The sequence below is a fragment of the Oceanobacillus sp. CAU 1775 genome, assembly GCF_054482815.1.
Window position 1 is genome coordinate 40,493 of record NZ_JBTLRO010000007.1, and the last position, 14,438, is coordinate 54,930.

The window sequence follows — 14,438 nt, forward strand, 5'->3', positions numbered from 1 at the left end:
TCATTCCACAGTTTTCTTACAGTCAATAATTGTTACTTCTTCTCTAATCTAATGTGAATATTTTAGCGAGCCATTGTATTCAAAACTGCTTCCCATAAGTTCGGAGGACAGTTTTGGGATTGTATAACTAACAATATAATTAAACTAAGACCCTCTTGCTATATATCGATTTTAATGCTCATTAAGTAATCAATGTCAAAATCGATATTATCATTTAAGGGTTTGAGCGTACTAAGAATGACCGCTTTAACATCTGAAACTGTTATATTATTGAGAAGTTCGTAATTTCCAAATTGAAGGTATAGATCATCTGTATCAATACATTTTTCTAGTAATTTTTTATCAGTTACTTCAATGTCAAAATTAAAGTAATCAATCAGATCTGCAATCTTAACATCCCAATTTACTGAATAAGTATTTACATTCGGATTAAAATACAGCGTTCTAAATTCTGTGTTAAGTAATTCTATCTCTATTTGTGAAGTATATAATTCTCCATCTGTATCTGAAGTTGTCTTATAATAATAACTCTGGAAATTCCTCATTTTTTTACAAAACTGAGTATACAGTTCATAATTTGTAATTGTATGAGAATTTTCTAAAAGAAACATTGTAAGATCGAAAATGTCTGTATATCCATTTTTAGAATTATTTAAGTGTATACGAATACCATTCCCGCTCTCGTTCCATTCAAAAATATATGAGAATTTGTGTGTGTCATCACTAACGCGAAAGTCATATGAGAAGTATGAACTTTCGTGTATACTTGCATTTAAAATGGCAGGTATATCACTATTTTCCTTAGTAATTAAATAATCCTCGAAACTTATGTCGGAATAATTGTAAAGGTATAATTGATTATAGTCCAACAATCTAAGAATATTAAAGATAATATTTTCTACATTTTTTTCATTAACCCAGCCAATGTAATCTTTTGTTAGGATTAGATGGGGTGGAGGGAAGTCGTTTGGAAAATTGTTCCTACCATTTCTATGATACCATTGCCCATCTAACCAAAATAGAATTTCTCCACTCTGGACTTCTAGAAGAAGTTGCCTTAATTCCTCAACCCTTTCCAAAGTCACCATCCATCCGCTACTACCCACTTTTTTTGTTTCTTCATGATTTTTCATAATCATCTGCCTCCTTAAATTATGGTAGGCCGATTATAATTTGTGTTTTAATGGAATGCTTTAAATGTTATGGTAATGCCATACAATCTATTTATATAACAAAATAGTATCCAAATCAAATCAATAGAGTATTAATTTGGTAGCATTATAATTCCCGATATTCCAGATGATCAATTATAAATACAAAGTTTATTTTCTTGAAAACTCCCAAAGAGCGCGCTAGTATTAGAATCTGATAAAGTTCCTAAAGGGAGGAATAGTTTTTGGGAAAATATACAGTATATGCTGGAGCAATGGTATTTTTATTATTATTAGGTGCTTGTAGTGAGGGAAAAGCAGAAAAGGCGAATGGATTAAATGATAATGAAACGCAAAATCAAAACAGTGAAAATAAGAAAGACAATGATTCCAGTGAACCAACGATAAAAGAAGTTAACTTTGGAGAAAAACTTTATATTGAAATGGATCATCGTACCCCAGGTGGTACTGAACTCTACCAATACAATCTTACTATAAATGATTATGAAATTACCCAAGACGTGACAACACATTATGCGGATATGGGTAAATATGATTATGTGGTGGTTAACTTTAAGTTGGAAAACGTAGGTAGTACAACTATAAGTCAAATGAGTTTTGGTAAATCAAATTTCAAACTTTACGATAAAGATAATATAGAGATTAACAGACAAAGAACAATTAATAAAATTGAGGAAGAAACTTTTGCATTATCAGAAATACGGCCAAATGGAGTATTTAAGAGAAGAATGTATCTACCCATACCAAAGAATTCAGAGCCTGTAATGATGATTTTTAATCCAGATTCATTTTCATTTGTGCAGGATGAGATGGATGAATATATTTATCATTTAAAATAATAAGAAATAAAGTAACTTTCCTTTTTAAATGAACTGTTTTTTTATACTTCAGTCTTTTCTTTTACTATCCGTCTCTATTCGCAATACCCAAATACTTGGGTAAAGAACAATCATATTTTGGTCTAGAGTCGGAATCAAAACCCTTGGGGGATAATGGAAGCAAATTAATACTTCCATTCCTTGGGGCTTTTTTTATATGCGCGCCCAGCAAGCCGTTAATTGCTAATTGGTGAAAGTCCTAAATAGATATAATGGAATCGAGATCATGAAGAAGGAAATAAATATCTTCTTCTTGAAGTTGAAGTAGAAAATACATCCGGTATCGAAATGAAAGGTTCGTTCCAATATCCCCATGCCATTTATAATTATTACGTGTTCGATGACTCAGGTTTTCAGATTTAGACAATTGTTTAAGCTGGAAGTGATAAATATTGAAGACCCGTATCAAATCCCACGAATAAAACCAAGTGGTAAAGCAGGTGGAACAGTTGCCATTCAGCTTAAAGATGAGAATGATGCAGCCAATGCAAGTAAAATTATTTATGAGCACTCTGAAAATGAATATATTATTGACTTAGAATAGTAACTATTTAGTGAGTTCTTATGGAACTTTCTACGATAAAATGACCTCATCTCATTTATTTCTGTGCATGAAAAGAGGTCATTTTATCTATTTATACTAACATCAATTAGTTTGCAACTTATATTACAATCTTATTTTTTTTTAAAAAAACCAAGCGTAACAATTGATGAATGAAATTATATCATAAAATACTTATTTTAAAAATTTGCCAGATTATTATAAGTGTCATAACATATAGCTGTAACCATTAAGAAAAAGTTTTTGAGGAGTTGATTTAGAAGACTAATTAGAGAATTTTATCAGAATACGAATTGATATACCATGCTCCTCCTTATTGAAAGGGGGAATTAAATGGTTAAAAGGAAAAATATTTTAGAAGAAAAAATTAAGATTTGTTTGGATTTTGAAGGATTTAATGAAAAACCAAATAAGAAAGATGTAATGAGTATTTCAGAGAGGATTGCAGGTCAGACTTCTTACTTATCCATTGACGAATTGATGAAAGTTGTAACAATTCCAAATGCAAGAACATTTACACCTGCTGTATTCAGTAATGAAAAAAGAGCAAATCAAAGTTGGATAGGTCAGCAGGTATTTGCCCTAGACATGGATTCAGGGTTGCGCATTGATGAAGCAATAAAACTCAGCACTGAATTAAGATTGAAACCTACTTTTATTTATTCAACCTTTAGTCATACAGATGAATATCATAAATTTCGTATGGTATTTATTTTGGATGAGGAAATCCAAGATTTACGTGTACGTAATGTGATTCAAACAGCATTAACGACATTATTTCCTTTTTCTGATAAAAATGCTAATGATGCAGCCAGACTTTTGTATGGCGGACAAAAAATTGAATTTATAAATAAAGCCGTTGTAAGTGTACCAAATATATTGGATGCGGTAGTAAGGAAAATAAAAACTGGTTCAAATTCAACAAGAGATATGAGGAACTTCTGTAGATCATCAGGATTGGCTTTCCATAGAGGATATCCTCATTATAAGCAAGTCGAAGAGAATGAACCGCCAATTAATGGCAATAATTTATTTATCTCAAGGACTAAAAACCGCACCAACCCTATTAATTACTATAGTACACGTGCAAAAAATAGTCATTCTTGCTATTATCTAGTATTCTCTCAAGAATCATTTCAGCATGATGAATGCTCTTCTTATGAACCGAAATCATTTGAGGAGCTAGAGGTAAAACAGGTTCGGAATTTTCCCTTTGATAATCTAGAAAAGAGATGTAAGCTTTATCAGGAGGGAATTTCAGGAGACTACTGGCTATATCATAATGAAATGTTTGGCTTAATGACTAATCTGTTAAATGTAGAAGGTGGCAAATCGAAGATAGTTGAAATCATAAACAGCCGAAAAGACTATCTCGCAAAGAACGAAGAATGGTCATTGATGATGAATCAAATTAGGAAAATGAATTATGCACCAACACAGTGCGATACATACTGTCCTTTTGCTAACGAATGTATTCATGCCTCAAACATGGTAGAACAAGGAAAATTGCCACGAGGAAGTGTACAAGTAATTCAAGAACCTCAATTTCAAGAAACTGATGAAGTATACAAGAAGTTAGAAAAGGTTTTTGGGGACATTTTAAAAAGTACTGCGTATGGTATATATGTAATAAAGGCCCCAACTGGTATAGGCAAAACGGAAGCAATAATTAACTTTGCAGCGGAAAATTGTTTTAGTATTGCCTTTCCAACACACAAATTGAAAGAAGAAGTCTCCCACCGTTTAACTACTAAAAAGATAAATCATTTAAAAGTCCCAGAATTACCTTTACTTGAGGAACCATATTCGGAGAAACTTGAGCATTTATATAATATTGGTGCGTATAGGACAGTCAATAAATTCTTAAGACAAATATCTAATGACAGTGAAGATATATCTAGGTTTCTTTACGATTTAGAAAAAATAAAGTCTACAAAAAATGAGATACTGCTTACCACCCATCAACGAGCAATTTTTACAAACGCTGATTCAAACTCAACCATTATTTTTGATGAAGATCCAATACAAAATTTATTTCCAATATCTCAAATGAAGGTGTCTGATTTGGTATTTGCATTTACGAGACTACAAGATAACGAGGTGAACAAGGATGTCTTCCTTACATTGCAGAACATGATATTGAACACGCCGTTTGATATTGTTCAGGAAAGATCTTCGTTTTTGCTACCATCTGTAAAAGAATTAGAACAGACTATCGTAGAGGAAACAACAATAAGTACAAATGTTTTGGGTTTTCTAAACTGCGATTTTTTCCTCAAAAAAAGAATTCACAATACAGACTACATTTACTTTGTACAAAGAAATCAACTGCCCCCTAATAAAAAGATCATCATACTAAGTGCCACTATAAATGAGAATATTTCTAAATTGGTGTTTGGAGCAAATGTCACATTTATTGACTTGGGTCTCGTTAAGCCAGTTGGTAGTATTCTTCAGGTAACATCGAAAAGTTTTAGCAGGTTTACAATTAAAGAAAATCAAAAAGAATTAAAAAGTCTTGCCGAAAATCTTATGAATCATTACAATCCGAATAGTGAAATTATTACATACAAAGATTTTTTAAGTGATGGAATAAAAGAGGATATATATTTTGGAAATACCGAGGGGATAGACGACTTAAAAGGAGAGAATATAACTGTAATTGGAACTCCTCACCTTAATCCAATTGCATACTTATTATTAAGCGTTGCATTGGGTTATCGTATGGGAATTAAAGAAAGTAGAATGGAATACATACCTGTGGAAAGAAATGGCTTGCGATTTTATTTTACTACATATAGCGGAGATACTTTATTACAAGAAGTTCAATTCTATCTTGTAGAAAGTCAGTTGTTACAGGCCATTGGAAGAGCAAGAGTAAACAGATTTCCTGCAAAAGTGCTTATATTAAGTAATTTACCCGTTGCTGGTGCACAATACATATCATTTTCACAAAAGGAACTAATGAATCTTATGAATTAAAGTAATTAATTGCAGTCAGCTTCTAAAACTGGCTGCTTTCTTTGTGTTTGTGTACTTATAAAACATTTGAATATTTAGAATTGCTAATACCTTTTAACAGGTATTTCTTTTATATCAAAGAAGAATTTGTATAGAAAGGAGATTGGTATAAAAAAAATGAAATTTACAGTTGATGAACTAATAAGAATTAACGAACTTTTTGAGGCAGCCAATGAAGTATGATTTGGGCGGGATAAGGATAAGGTCATTTTATTTATTGATAACGAACTCTATCAATACAACATAGGTAAAAGAGAATTCAATCTTATCATGCAAAATTTCTATATAGAAGGTCTGAGCGGGATTATCGTGGCCACTTTTGAGCAAAAATTTGTGGAAATAGAAATTAATCAACAAGGGAAGACTTCTATATTCAAATAATTTTATGATTACAGCCAAAGGAATGTACCACTTCTGTCATCTTTTTTACCAGTGCTTGCCACAAAGGTTACCACTTAATGCAACCGCATTTACCAATGAGGGAACGATTAGGATTTGAAAGATAAAAAAGCCAAATTATTCCTTATTTCCAGCGAGGAATTTGGCTTTTGATCCTCAACAATCGCGCCCGTTTGCTTAACAATGAACTTATTACAAATGGTGAGATCATTATCCCAGAAACATAAATAAGTGTAGCGGAAACATTCTACATTCTTTGGCAATTTACTTCTAAGTTAGCAAGGGTAAAAATACTGATCAGCAGTACACTTTGAATTAATCATAAAGTCTTTATTATTAAGGGCTTTTCTTATCAATTCCTTTTTATTCGGAATATGTATCGTTGGAACACTGTTCATGGAATCACGAAAGGCAGGAAGTTTATCCCATAAGTCCTTAATTTGCTTCTTAAATGTTTTCGAACTGCAATTTATAATGTCACTTTTTTCACTATACTCGGGGTAAACAACAATAACTGGTAGCCCTGATGTGCCAACTCCAAAGTTTATTTCCTCACGTAATGCTCTACTATTCTTAGTTGTCGTACTTAAAAACAAAATAATATTCTTGGAATTGTTAAGTCTATCATGTAACCGAGGTTTCAATGTCTTTTCCCAGTCGCTTCCGTCCCTCACATTATAGTTTTTATTATGTGAGTCAATGAACGGAAAAGTACTATCATTAGCTTTCCAAGCTCTTAATAGATTGTAAGATACGAAATCTTTAGTAGCTGATGCGCCTAAATTACTTTCACTAAAAGGTTCACTAACGTAAAATGCTGAGTAATTTCCATTTCTATATGCCACTTTTCTCAAACTCCTTTAACTTATAAAAGTTTATTTTTTTATGATGGGATCCATAAAGAAGGATAGTAATTTTTGACGGCTCTCTAAATTTAACCTTGCTAATGTTAAAAGTCCAAAGCATAACTTCTAGTAATTGATGAGGGGTGGCATCAAAATCCTTATGTCTTGTTATACCAGATCCTAGTAATGGAATAACTACTTCTTGTTGAGCATAGAGACTATTTACTTCATTCCAAAAATTTATTAAGCAGTTAGCGTATTCGTGTAGCTTCAAATTAGCTTCATTTTCTTCATCAAATTTTGAAAATGCTACGAGAAAGAAATCCATATCTTTATAAACAGATCCTAACCGATAACGAGTAGTTTTCCCCCCTAAAGGACGCTCTACATCCTTTTCTTCTATTCTAAACTGCATTCGTGGATCTTGAATAATTCTTTTATCTAAATCTGATGTATCTGAATGAAATCTGTTTAGATACTGTCCGTTTAAAGATGATCTAGATATTATTTTGTCATCTACTTCTGTATCGAAGAATTCATTAAAGGCGATTACTTTAAAAACGTTTCGAGGATATGTGAAAATATCGCCCTTTTTTATTTCGATTTCGGATCCATCGATATATAATTTGATTTCCTTTAACCTAAAATTCTTAAATAAATTAAACAGAATATATATAATGCTCATAACCACTAGTCCAATTAAAACAACGAGTTTGTCAAAAGCTTTATTGAATTCAATAAAAGTAAGTAACGTCGTGGCTATTCCGAATAATGCACCAGGAATAACCCAAGAACTTTTCCAAAAATCTTTATCCTTTACAATCTCCATGAACTTCCACATAAAATTCTCCAATAATAGTTTTATTTAATCGAAGTAAAGTATCGTATCTAAACAACCTAAGCCTCTCCAGTATCTTTTAGGGCATCTATTAAATTATAACTCTGACAATAGTCCCATTCAACCATATTTCACAAATTAAAAAAACGCTTTCAATAAACCTAATATACTTGTGATACAGCCTTCCGAAATATCCTAAATCGGTAGCAGATACTCCACAATCTGGCCCGATTGTTGCAAACAGTTCTTATTGAAAATCAATCAAATTAGTACAGCGAGTATAATATTTATATTTCAATGTACGTATGGCTTTTTAACTTTAGTCATTTAGAAGATGTAAGATGGTAATCACCTGCCATTTACTGGTACATTTCTTGTCATTCGGTGGTAAAAAGTATGTCAGCATTGGTATATTTCATTGGCTGTAATCATTTTAGAAAGCGGACAAACATTTTATATGAATGTGGATGGGCATGTGTCAACAACAATTTTAAATTCCTCAAAAACATTAACTGAAAATTGCCCAGTAGAGGCTTAATATTTGCTCCCCCGGGGCAAAAATGTTTTCGTAACGTTACTTTTCCATTTTTGGTTTCTTCTCGCTTGAAAAATCCAGCTTTCTTCTTTTCTTTGATAGGGAAAAAACAAATGAATAGTTACAAACTAAGATGTAAAACAAACTTCGATTACTTCATATTAATCCGACAATCCATGCAATAACACCGATATGACTTACATATACAATACCGTTTTCAATTGTTGGAAAACTAATCAAAACATTTAAAAATTACTCACTTGAAAAAAACAAAGAATAAAGTTCTGGTCTTTTTTCATTATTTTAATTGATTAGTAAGTTGCAAAATTCTATTGCTTAAAATGCTGTAATTCCCTCTTAATTGTTGAAGTAAAGACAGAGGGAGGTGGTATTATTGCTAAATTTAACAGTAGAAGAACTGATTGAAATTAATGATTTCTTTAACAGTTCATCGGAAATAAGTATTGTATATATAACAGGTGATTTAGTTCTACTTGAATTATATGATAACGGACAAATAGATGAATTTATTATAAGTCAAAGGGATCTGATAATGGTTTTAAGAAACTTTTATGTAGAGGATATCTGTGACATTGTTCATTTAGGTGTGAATGGTTGTATTCGAGTACGGGTGGATGAGACTGTTAAGCATTACCCTGTTGAGATAACGGCAGAGGATGGATATAAGTACTACTGTAATTTACAAGAACTTAATTATATAAAACGTTTAATAAATCGCCAAAAAGATATTTAAAATGGATTATATGTGAATTTTAGACAGATAGCATAACTCCAGTTTTTACCATCCCACTAGATAAGGAAAGAATAGTCTGCTGAATATGTTTATGATATTAATACAACATTAAGTTATTTGGATGAAGCAGAAGTATTAAGGTATGAGGCTTTGATGATCTAATCCAATAAATTCCCATGTCATCATCACCGTAGAGTGAGATCTACAATTTTTACGGTTTTCCCCGTAAACACATGCACAAGTATCGGGAAAGTATTTCGTATAGAACTTACGAAAGATATCCATTTGCTGGACAGTGCCACTTTTTCTTTCACGTGAAATTGTACTGGGATTGCGCTCCATTCTTCTACCTATTTCCCTTAGTGATAGACCTTCAACGATAAAGGCGGCTATTTGTCCTCTTTCAATTTCTGTTACATGTTGTTCGCAACCAGTTTCTCTGTCGGCAAAAAGCAAGTTTTCGCCACTGGAAGTGGCGGCATCAAGTTATATATTCAACCGACAATAGCCTAATCCCTTCTGTACAATGACGGAGGATTAGGCTATTGTTATGGAAAAAAGAAAATGCCATCCTTATTTGAATTCAACCATAAACTTTATGCGATATGGGATGAAGGCGTGTGGAATATCGACGATAGAGACATGATGTCTTCCATACGTATCAAGGAATACTTAGGAGATACGGAGTGGAAACAAGCTGTAAATGGGAGTTTAAACTACGACTTTTACGCAACCGCTTCGCATGCTAATCCCATCGTTATAGGGGATCGATTGTTTGTAATGTGGTAGGAAGCAAGTCCGAGCAACATTTTAAAATCCGTGTGGGTACATTCGACGGAACAAATTGGACTTCAATGGTTATCACGTATAATGGGGAAGGAATTATAGGTAATGTGGCAGCACCAGTAATTTTCCAAGATGCCTTATATGCTAGCTGGATTGAAAATGGGCAAACAAAGGTCGGCAGGCTTGCAACTCCAACTGAAACTGAAACCTTACGGATGCATCGACTAATCAAATAAGTATCCACCCTAACCCGGTCGTTGTGAAAAAAACGGCAACGATTGTAGCCAAAGGTGATCGTCAATCAGTGGAAGGGGTTGTAATCGGCGATGAAAGATATATTCCTTCTGTCTGGTCGTTGAACGAAGGTGTGGGTGGCGCATTTGTCCTGGATAAAGGGAATTACGTTTCATATTACACACCCCATCTGAAGAAGGAACATACGCGGTGACAGCTGTCTTTTCAAAAGAACGCTGGGATGGAGAAGATTGGGTTTCTACTGAAATAATCGACTTTAAAATAGAAAACATCGTAGTTCAAGCAGTTACTATACCCGATCCGAACCCGTCGAATTCGTCTAACGAAGAAGAAATACTCATTGATGTGTCGGCTGGTGATCAATAGGTTATAGCGAAAACACCGATTAAGCGCACCACCTATACTGATGGAAGGGTGTATGACAGTGTAACTTTTACACCGAATCGGGCACAAGAAGCCGTAGATCAATTGGAGAATACAGAAACAAGGACGGCGCGCATCAACATTCCGAATCCTGAGGATAAAGTATCACAAACGGATGTAAACGTACCGATGAATGCCATGAAAACACTTGCCGACAGCAAAACGAGCTTGGAAATTGAAACACGAGGCGTGCGGGTGAATATTCCGAATGAATCGCTCGAAGGTTTCGATGATGATCTTTATTTCCGATTTATCCCGATCAAGAAAGAAGACGAACGCCAAGCGATAGAAGAACGTGCCAAAAAAGAAGAAATGGTGCAAAAATCCGCACAAACGATGCAAATTAGCATCTTAGGCAGACCGATGACGATCGAGACGAATATGCAAAGTCGCCCAGTGACGCTTACGATGCCTCTTAAAGATGTTTTACTGATCGATGAATTAGAACGATTAAATACCTTGAAAAATCTCGTTATTTTCGTCGAACATAGCGATGGTACGAAAGAACTGAAAATCTGTTGCTCATAGAAGCCATTTCTGTCTCGTAGAACATTTACTTCCACTTCATCAAATTGTATTTGTAATTTTCGTTTTGTAGAACTGCTCCGATAATTGTTGGGTCCGTCGCCCCGGCGTTGATGTTTCTCATAACCAAGCTACACTTCCACTTCTCATTGAAGCACCTCTTCCAGGATATCAGAATACATTTCTTTGATTGTTTCCATGATTTGATCGGTGCTTGTGAATTTTTGTTCCTTTACCATTTCCTTGATTAATTCTTTGGATAATTTTATGAAAACAATCCTCCTTAGCAATAAATATCTATCCTAATTCTTGCTAAGGAGGATTGTTTTCATACTTATTTACACAACTTTTTCCGTACTGTCCTGCTACATTTGATTGGCTGTATTCAATAGATGTCTTTTATAAAATTTGTCCGATTTCATTATGCTGAAATTGGCTTTTTATGTACTATATAGTGGCCAAATGCATAAGATATGAGAATTTCTATATCGCTGTTTTTATTCATACCCACTTCTTGAAGCATTTTTGCCATTTCAGGTGTAGGATCTTTAGATGTTTTCTTTCTGTCCCTATATATTTTAACTAGTTCCCAACCTTTTTTGTCACATAGCAATTGAAATCCCTGCATTACCATTTGATGTTCGTTACTATTGACGTTTTTTTCTTTAACCGATACATAACCTACTGCTTTCATTTTCATTCGATATCACCTCCATATTTAGAAGTCGTAACGTTAATATGAAAAATCAATAATCTCGTTACCCTTCAAGTATTTAGACCTAATAAAATTAGGGTATCCAAAATCCTTTTGAACGCTTCCAGTATTATTTTAATCTGTTAAAAGGTATCAATTTTATTTGATAAATAAACAGAAACAACTTACTATAGAACGAATAATAAATATAAGATTTTTAAAACATTTCATTTTGTCCTGTAAATCTATTTAGATAGAAATCAATTCAAACTCATTTACTACATTATAGCAATAGCAATATTTCATTATAGTTATGGCTCCTACCTAATGAGTAAGGATAAGAATAAGAATAAAACATGCGAAAACTATTATTTTTTCTTCACATTAATCCAATTTTATGGTAACATGTATTTTACCAATAGAAATTAAACATAAGAGTGAGTTCGGTTATATGGATACGGCAATATCCATATAACCTCTATTTGATAATCCCGACTTAGGATGATTTCTAATTTCGAACGTAATACTGTTACGAGATTTCTTTTTGGTTTTAAATTTTTATAATTGTAAATTCTCTCATAATCTCTATAGGCTTGTTGAATACACGCATCATTACTTTTTAAGAGTCGATTTGGTGGAAAGTAACCGAATACTTTAAAGTAATTTCTCAATATGATCTTCTCCTAACCGGAAGAGGTTTTTACAATAAACTATTCTCATCTGATACCCCCATACCAATGAATTATCCTTCTTGAACCCTTTCTAAAAAATACTTCATAATCTCTGGAATTTTATTATGTTTCTCCAGCCAAGCATATGCCTCAACACTATCAAGTAGTATAATAGTTTCAATTCCCGACGTTTGATTGCCGTTTGATTCACTATACTTGGTATTTGGTCCCCCTTGTGCATGTAAGAAAAATTGTCCCGTATCAGTTAAGTACAATTCTTCATATATGTAGTTAAAATCACCTAGAAATAGTCCGTTAGAGTATTCAGCAACCAATATCGCCTTATCCGTATCATAAATTTTCTTGTTAATAATTTTTTTCAATAAAATCGTCCCCTTTCTACTTTTCTTTTACCTTTTTATTAATCAGACAAAATACAAATTTGACTTTTTTAATTAAATTCCCTCCTTAAAATTTTATAAGTCACTTATTAGTATTTGTTTTTGCTGATGTTAAAAAGTATATCTGATTATATTTTTCTTTGCAACCTCTTAAAACGTGATAAACCTTGATTTAACAAGGTTTATCAGTGATTGTAAAAAATCGCAATTTCGTAGATAAAAACATTTTTTACCATTTTACAGTTCAAAAATATTACCAATTCAGTCTTTTGTCTACGAAAAAATAAACTATTTAATTAATAGATAAAGTGGCATTTTACTTTTCGTAGATAAAAAATAAATCAAAAAAATATTTTTTATTTAATGAATATCAATAACTTTTTTCGGGTAATCGGAAAATGATATGGAGTTGTCTGTTCTGATTGACTAAATTCATCCGTTGTTCAACTAATGCCAGTTAGCTTAAGAACACAATGTACTAAATATTTTTATGCTATTAATCAACTTCAAGTGTTTCTGTGAATTTATTAACTTGTTTACTCATTTCTTTATTTTTAATAAAGTTAGTATCAATCTGGTTAATGGATAATACAAAATCAAATGATTTGTATGGTTTAAAATTATTATAAATGTCAGCATACCAGCAAACATTTGTATCAGTGTTTTTATTTATAAAATTAATACCCAAAGGCAATTTTAATTCTTTATTATAAGAAGGTCGCAATTCAACATTATTATTATCAATTCCTATTTTTGAACCTGTTAGATTTTCCAATTCAATTATCGTTGCATTATAGATTTTCCTAATAAACCTGTATTCAAGCTCTTTTGTAAAATATATGTCAATATGATACCCTTTGTTTCCGCTGATCGAAGTGGCAATAAAAATATAATAATTTAAAACACCCAAGCCTTCTTAATTTTGCACATATTGAAATGTTTTTCTAATCTATTTAAAGATGCACGAATTAAATTGCAATTTAATTTATTGACGCGCTGCTATTGTTGCAATTGCGCGTTATAATTGTATATAAGATATAGCGTTAATGAAAGACATACAAATGCTTACACTACTAACCATTACGGTTATCTTTCGTGCTTTCTATATTGAACTTGTAAAACACATGACACTTTTATATTCACTGTCAATATTACTTTCAGTTTTACCCATATTAGAAAGTATTGATAATTTAAGGGAATGACAGATATTGAGTTAAGATGGAGGAGTTCGCCATGAAAACGCTGGGGCTTACATTAGACATCGCTAACCCCGATTATAAGTTATCTGTTCTTAGGATACTGACCCGAGGAAATGGTAAAGAAATTGATTTAATGCAAATTGCAGATATTCGTTTATTGGAGCAACTACTGGAAATGAGAAGTGAACAGCAATATGACCGTGTTGTCATTTACGATCTACATGAATTAGATAGTTGGGAAGACTTAAAAGAACTCACGAATGTTTGTAAACAAAATGATTTAGAATTTAGCTTTTTGAAGCAAGATTTGCATTCGGATGAGAAAATTGAACTTAGTAAACTTATTTTCGCTGTATAATTCCTTTACAAGAGGGTTTTATATAAATTTTGGGTTTTGTAATGGCGGGCTTTCGTCCTTTCCTCCCGCCTCTTTTTTAAAAAGGAATTTTATCCTACATAATTTTTATCACATGATATTAT

General features: G+C 32.5%; 18 protein-coding genes and 1 pseudogene. 9 read left to right on the top strand and 10 right to left on the bottom strand.

The annotated features are described in order from the left end of the window. Positions 1–158: 158 nt before the first annotated feature. Positions 159–1,133: a hypothetical protein gene (locus tag ACXYMZ_RS12510; RefSeq protein WP_458948742.1), complete on the bottom strand. Its 975-nt coding sequence runs from the start codon at positions 1,131–1,133 to the stop codon at positions 159–161. A 263-nt stretch (positions 1,134–1,396) separates the two neighbouring features. On the opposite strand from ACXYMZ_RS12510, the gene ACXYMZ_RS12515 reads away from it, so the two are divergent. The 3 genes from ACXYMZ_RS12515 (at position 1,397) to ACXYMZ_RS12525 (ending at position 5,594) form a co-directional block, all read left to right on the top strand. Further along, positions 1,397–2,011 (top strand): DUF4352 domain-containing protein, encoded by a 615-nt coding sequence (locus tag ACXYMZ_RS12515; RefSeq protein ID WP_458948743.1) that lies wholly within the window; start codon positions 1,397–1,399, stop codon positions 2,009–2,011. Between the two features lie 421 nt (positions 2,012–2,432). Then, a complete protein-coding gene (locus tag ACXYMZ_RS12520; protein WP_458948744.1) occupies positions 2,433–2,594 on the top strand; it encodes a hypothetical protein in 162 nt (53 codons plus the stop codon). 351 nt (positions 2,595–2,945) lie between these two features. After that, positions 2,946–5,594, top strand: coding sequence for a hypothetical protein (locus ACXYMZ_RS12525; protein ID WP_458948745.1), 2,649 nt, complete (start codon positions 2,946–2,948; stop codon positions 5,592–5,594). A gap of 713 nt (positions 5,595–6,307) precedes the next feature. On the opposite strand, the gene ACXYMZ_RS12530 is transcribed toward ACXYMZ_RS12525, so the two are convergent. Together ACXYMZ_RS12530 and ACXYMZ_RS12535 are read right to left on the bottom strand one after the other, a co-directional pair. Beyond that, positions 6,308–6,877 carry a TIR domain-containing protein gene (locus tag ACXYMZ_RS12530; RefSeq protein ID WP_458948746.1) on the bottom strand — a complete coding sequence of 190 codons (570 nt, stop codon included), beginning with the start codon at positions 6,875–6,877 and terminating at the stop codon, positions 6,308–6,310. Beyond that, a complete protein-coding gene (locus ACXYMZ_RS12535; protein WP_458948747.1) occupies positions 6,867–7,706 on the bottom strand; it encodes a macro domain-containing protein in 840 nt (279 codons plus the stop codon). Before ACXYMZ_RS12535 ends, ACXYMZ_RS12530 begins: the two co-directional genes overlap by 11 nt. A 938-nt stretch (positions 7,707–8,644) precedes the next feature. Between ACXYMZ_RS12535 and ACXYMZ_RS12540 the strand changes: the two genes are divergently transcribed. Next, positions 8,645–9,004 (top strand): hypothetical protein, encoded by a 360-nt coding sequence (locus tag ACXYMZ_RS12540; protein WP_458948748.1) that lies wholly within the window; start codon positions 8,645–8,647, stop codon positions 9,002–9,004. 135 nt (positions 9,005–9,139) lie between these two features. Here the strand turns inward: ACXYMZ_RS12540 and ACXYMZ_RS12545 are convergent, their stop codons facing one another. Then, positions 9,140–9,460 carry a helix-turn-helix domain-containing protein gene (locus tag ACXYMZ_RS12545; protein ID WP_458948749.1) on the bottom strand — a complete coding sequence of 107 codons (321 nt, stop codon included), beginning with the start codon at positions 9,458–9,460 and terminating at the stop codon, positions 9,140–9,142. A 108-nt stretch (positions 9,461–9,568) separates the two neighbouring features. Between ACXYMZ_RS12545 and ACXYMZ_RS12550 the strand changes: the two genes are divergently transcribed. Further along, the gene (locus ACXYMZ_RS12550; RefSeq protein WP_458948750.1) at positions 9,569–9,793 is read left to right on the top strand and encodes a hypothetical protein; all 225 of its coding nucleotides are present in this window, start codon (positions 9,569–9,571) and stop codon (positions 9,791–9,793) included. 32 nt (positions 9,794–9,825) lie between these two features. Next, positions 9,826–10,026, top strand: coding sequence for a hypothetical protein (locus tag ACXYMZ_RS12555; protein WP_458948751.1), 201 nt, complete (start codon positions 9,826–9,828; stop codon positions 10,024–10,026). 9 nt (positions 10,027–10,035) lie between these two features. Here the strand turns inward: ACXYMZ_RS12555 and ACXYMZ_RS12560 are convergent, their stop codons facing one another. Next, positions 10,036–10,200 (bottom strand): hypothetical protein, encoded by a 165-nt coding sequence (locus tag ACXYMZ_RS12560; protein ID WP_458948752.1) that lies wholly within the window; start codon positions 10,198–10,200, stop codon positions 10,036–10,038. A gap of 34 nt (positions 10,201–10,234) precedes the next feature. On the opposite strand from ACXYMZ_RS12560, the gene ACXYMZ_RS12565 reads away from it, so the two are divergent. Both ACXYMZ_RS12565 and ACXYMZ_RS12570 read left to right on the top strand, forming a co-directional pair. Then, a complete protein-coding gene (locus tag ACXYMZ_RS12565) occupies positions 10,235–10,411 on the top strand; it encodes a hypothetical protein (protein ID WP_458948753.1) in 177 nt (58 codons plus the stop codon). A gap of 225 nt (positions 10,412–10,636) precedes the next feature. Next, entirely contained in the window at positions 10,637–10,996 is a 360-nt protein-coding gene (locus tag ACXYMZ_RS12570; RefSeq protein WP_458948877.1) for a hypothetical protein, read from the top strand. Here the strand turns inward: ACXYMZ_RS12570 and ACXYMZ_RS12575 are convergent. From ACXYMZ_RS12575 to ACXYMZ_RS12595, 5 genes and pseudogenes are all read right to left on the bottom strand, one after another. Then, a pseudogene (locus ACXYMZ_RS12575) lies at positions 10,969–11,262 on the bottom strand (transposase); the annotation flags it as partial. The gene ACXYMZ_RS12570 and the pseudogene ACXYMZ_RS12575 sit on opposite strands and share 28 nt — an antisense overlap. Before the next feature lie 152 nt (positions 11,263–11,414). Further along, the gene (locus tag ACXYMZ_RS12580; RefSeq protein ID WP_458948754.1) at positions 11,415–11,693 is read right to left on the bottom strand and encodes a hypothetical protein; all 279 of its coding nucleotides are present in this window, start codon (positions 11,691–11,693) and stop codon (positions 11,415–11,417) included. Between the two features lie 419 nt (positions 11,694–12,112). Next, positions 12,113–12,358: a hypothetical protein gene (locus ACXYMZ_RS12585; RefSeq protein ID WP_458948755.1), complete on the bottom strand. Its 246-nt coding sequence runs from the start codon at positions 12,356–12,358 to the stop codon at positions 12,113–12,115. Positions 12,359–12,429: 71 nt separating this feature from the next. Beyond that, on the bottom strand, positions 12,430–12,741 hold the full coding sequence (locus ACXYMZ_RS12590; RefSeq protein ID WP_458948756.1) for a hypothetical protein: 312 nt from the start codon (positions 12,739–12,741) through the stop codon (positions 12,430–12,432). A gap of 514 nt (positions 12,742–13,255) precedes the next feature. After that, the gene (locus ACXYMZ_RS12595; RefSeq protein WP_458948757.1) at positions 13,256–13,669 is read right to left on the bottom strand and encodes a hypothetical protein; all 414 of its coding nucleotides are present in this window, start codon (positions 13,667–13,669) and stop codon (positions 13,256–13,258) included. A gap of 323 nt (positions 13,670–13,992) precedes the next feature. Here ACXYMZ_RS12595 and ACXYMZ_RS12600 point away from each other — a divergent pair, with 323 nt between their 5' ends. After that, entirely contained in the window at positions 13,993–14,316 is a 324-nt protein-coding gene (locus tag ACXYMZ_RS12600; protein ID WP_458948758.1) for a hypothetical protein, read from the top strand. The last annotated feature ends 122 nt before the right edge of the window (positions 14,317–14,438 follow it).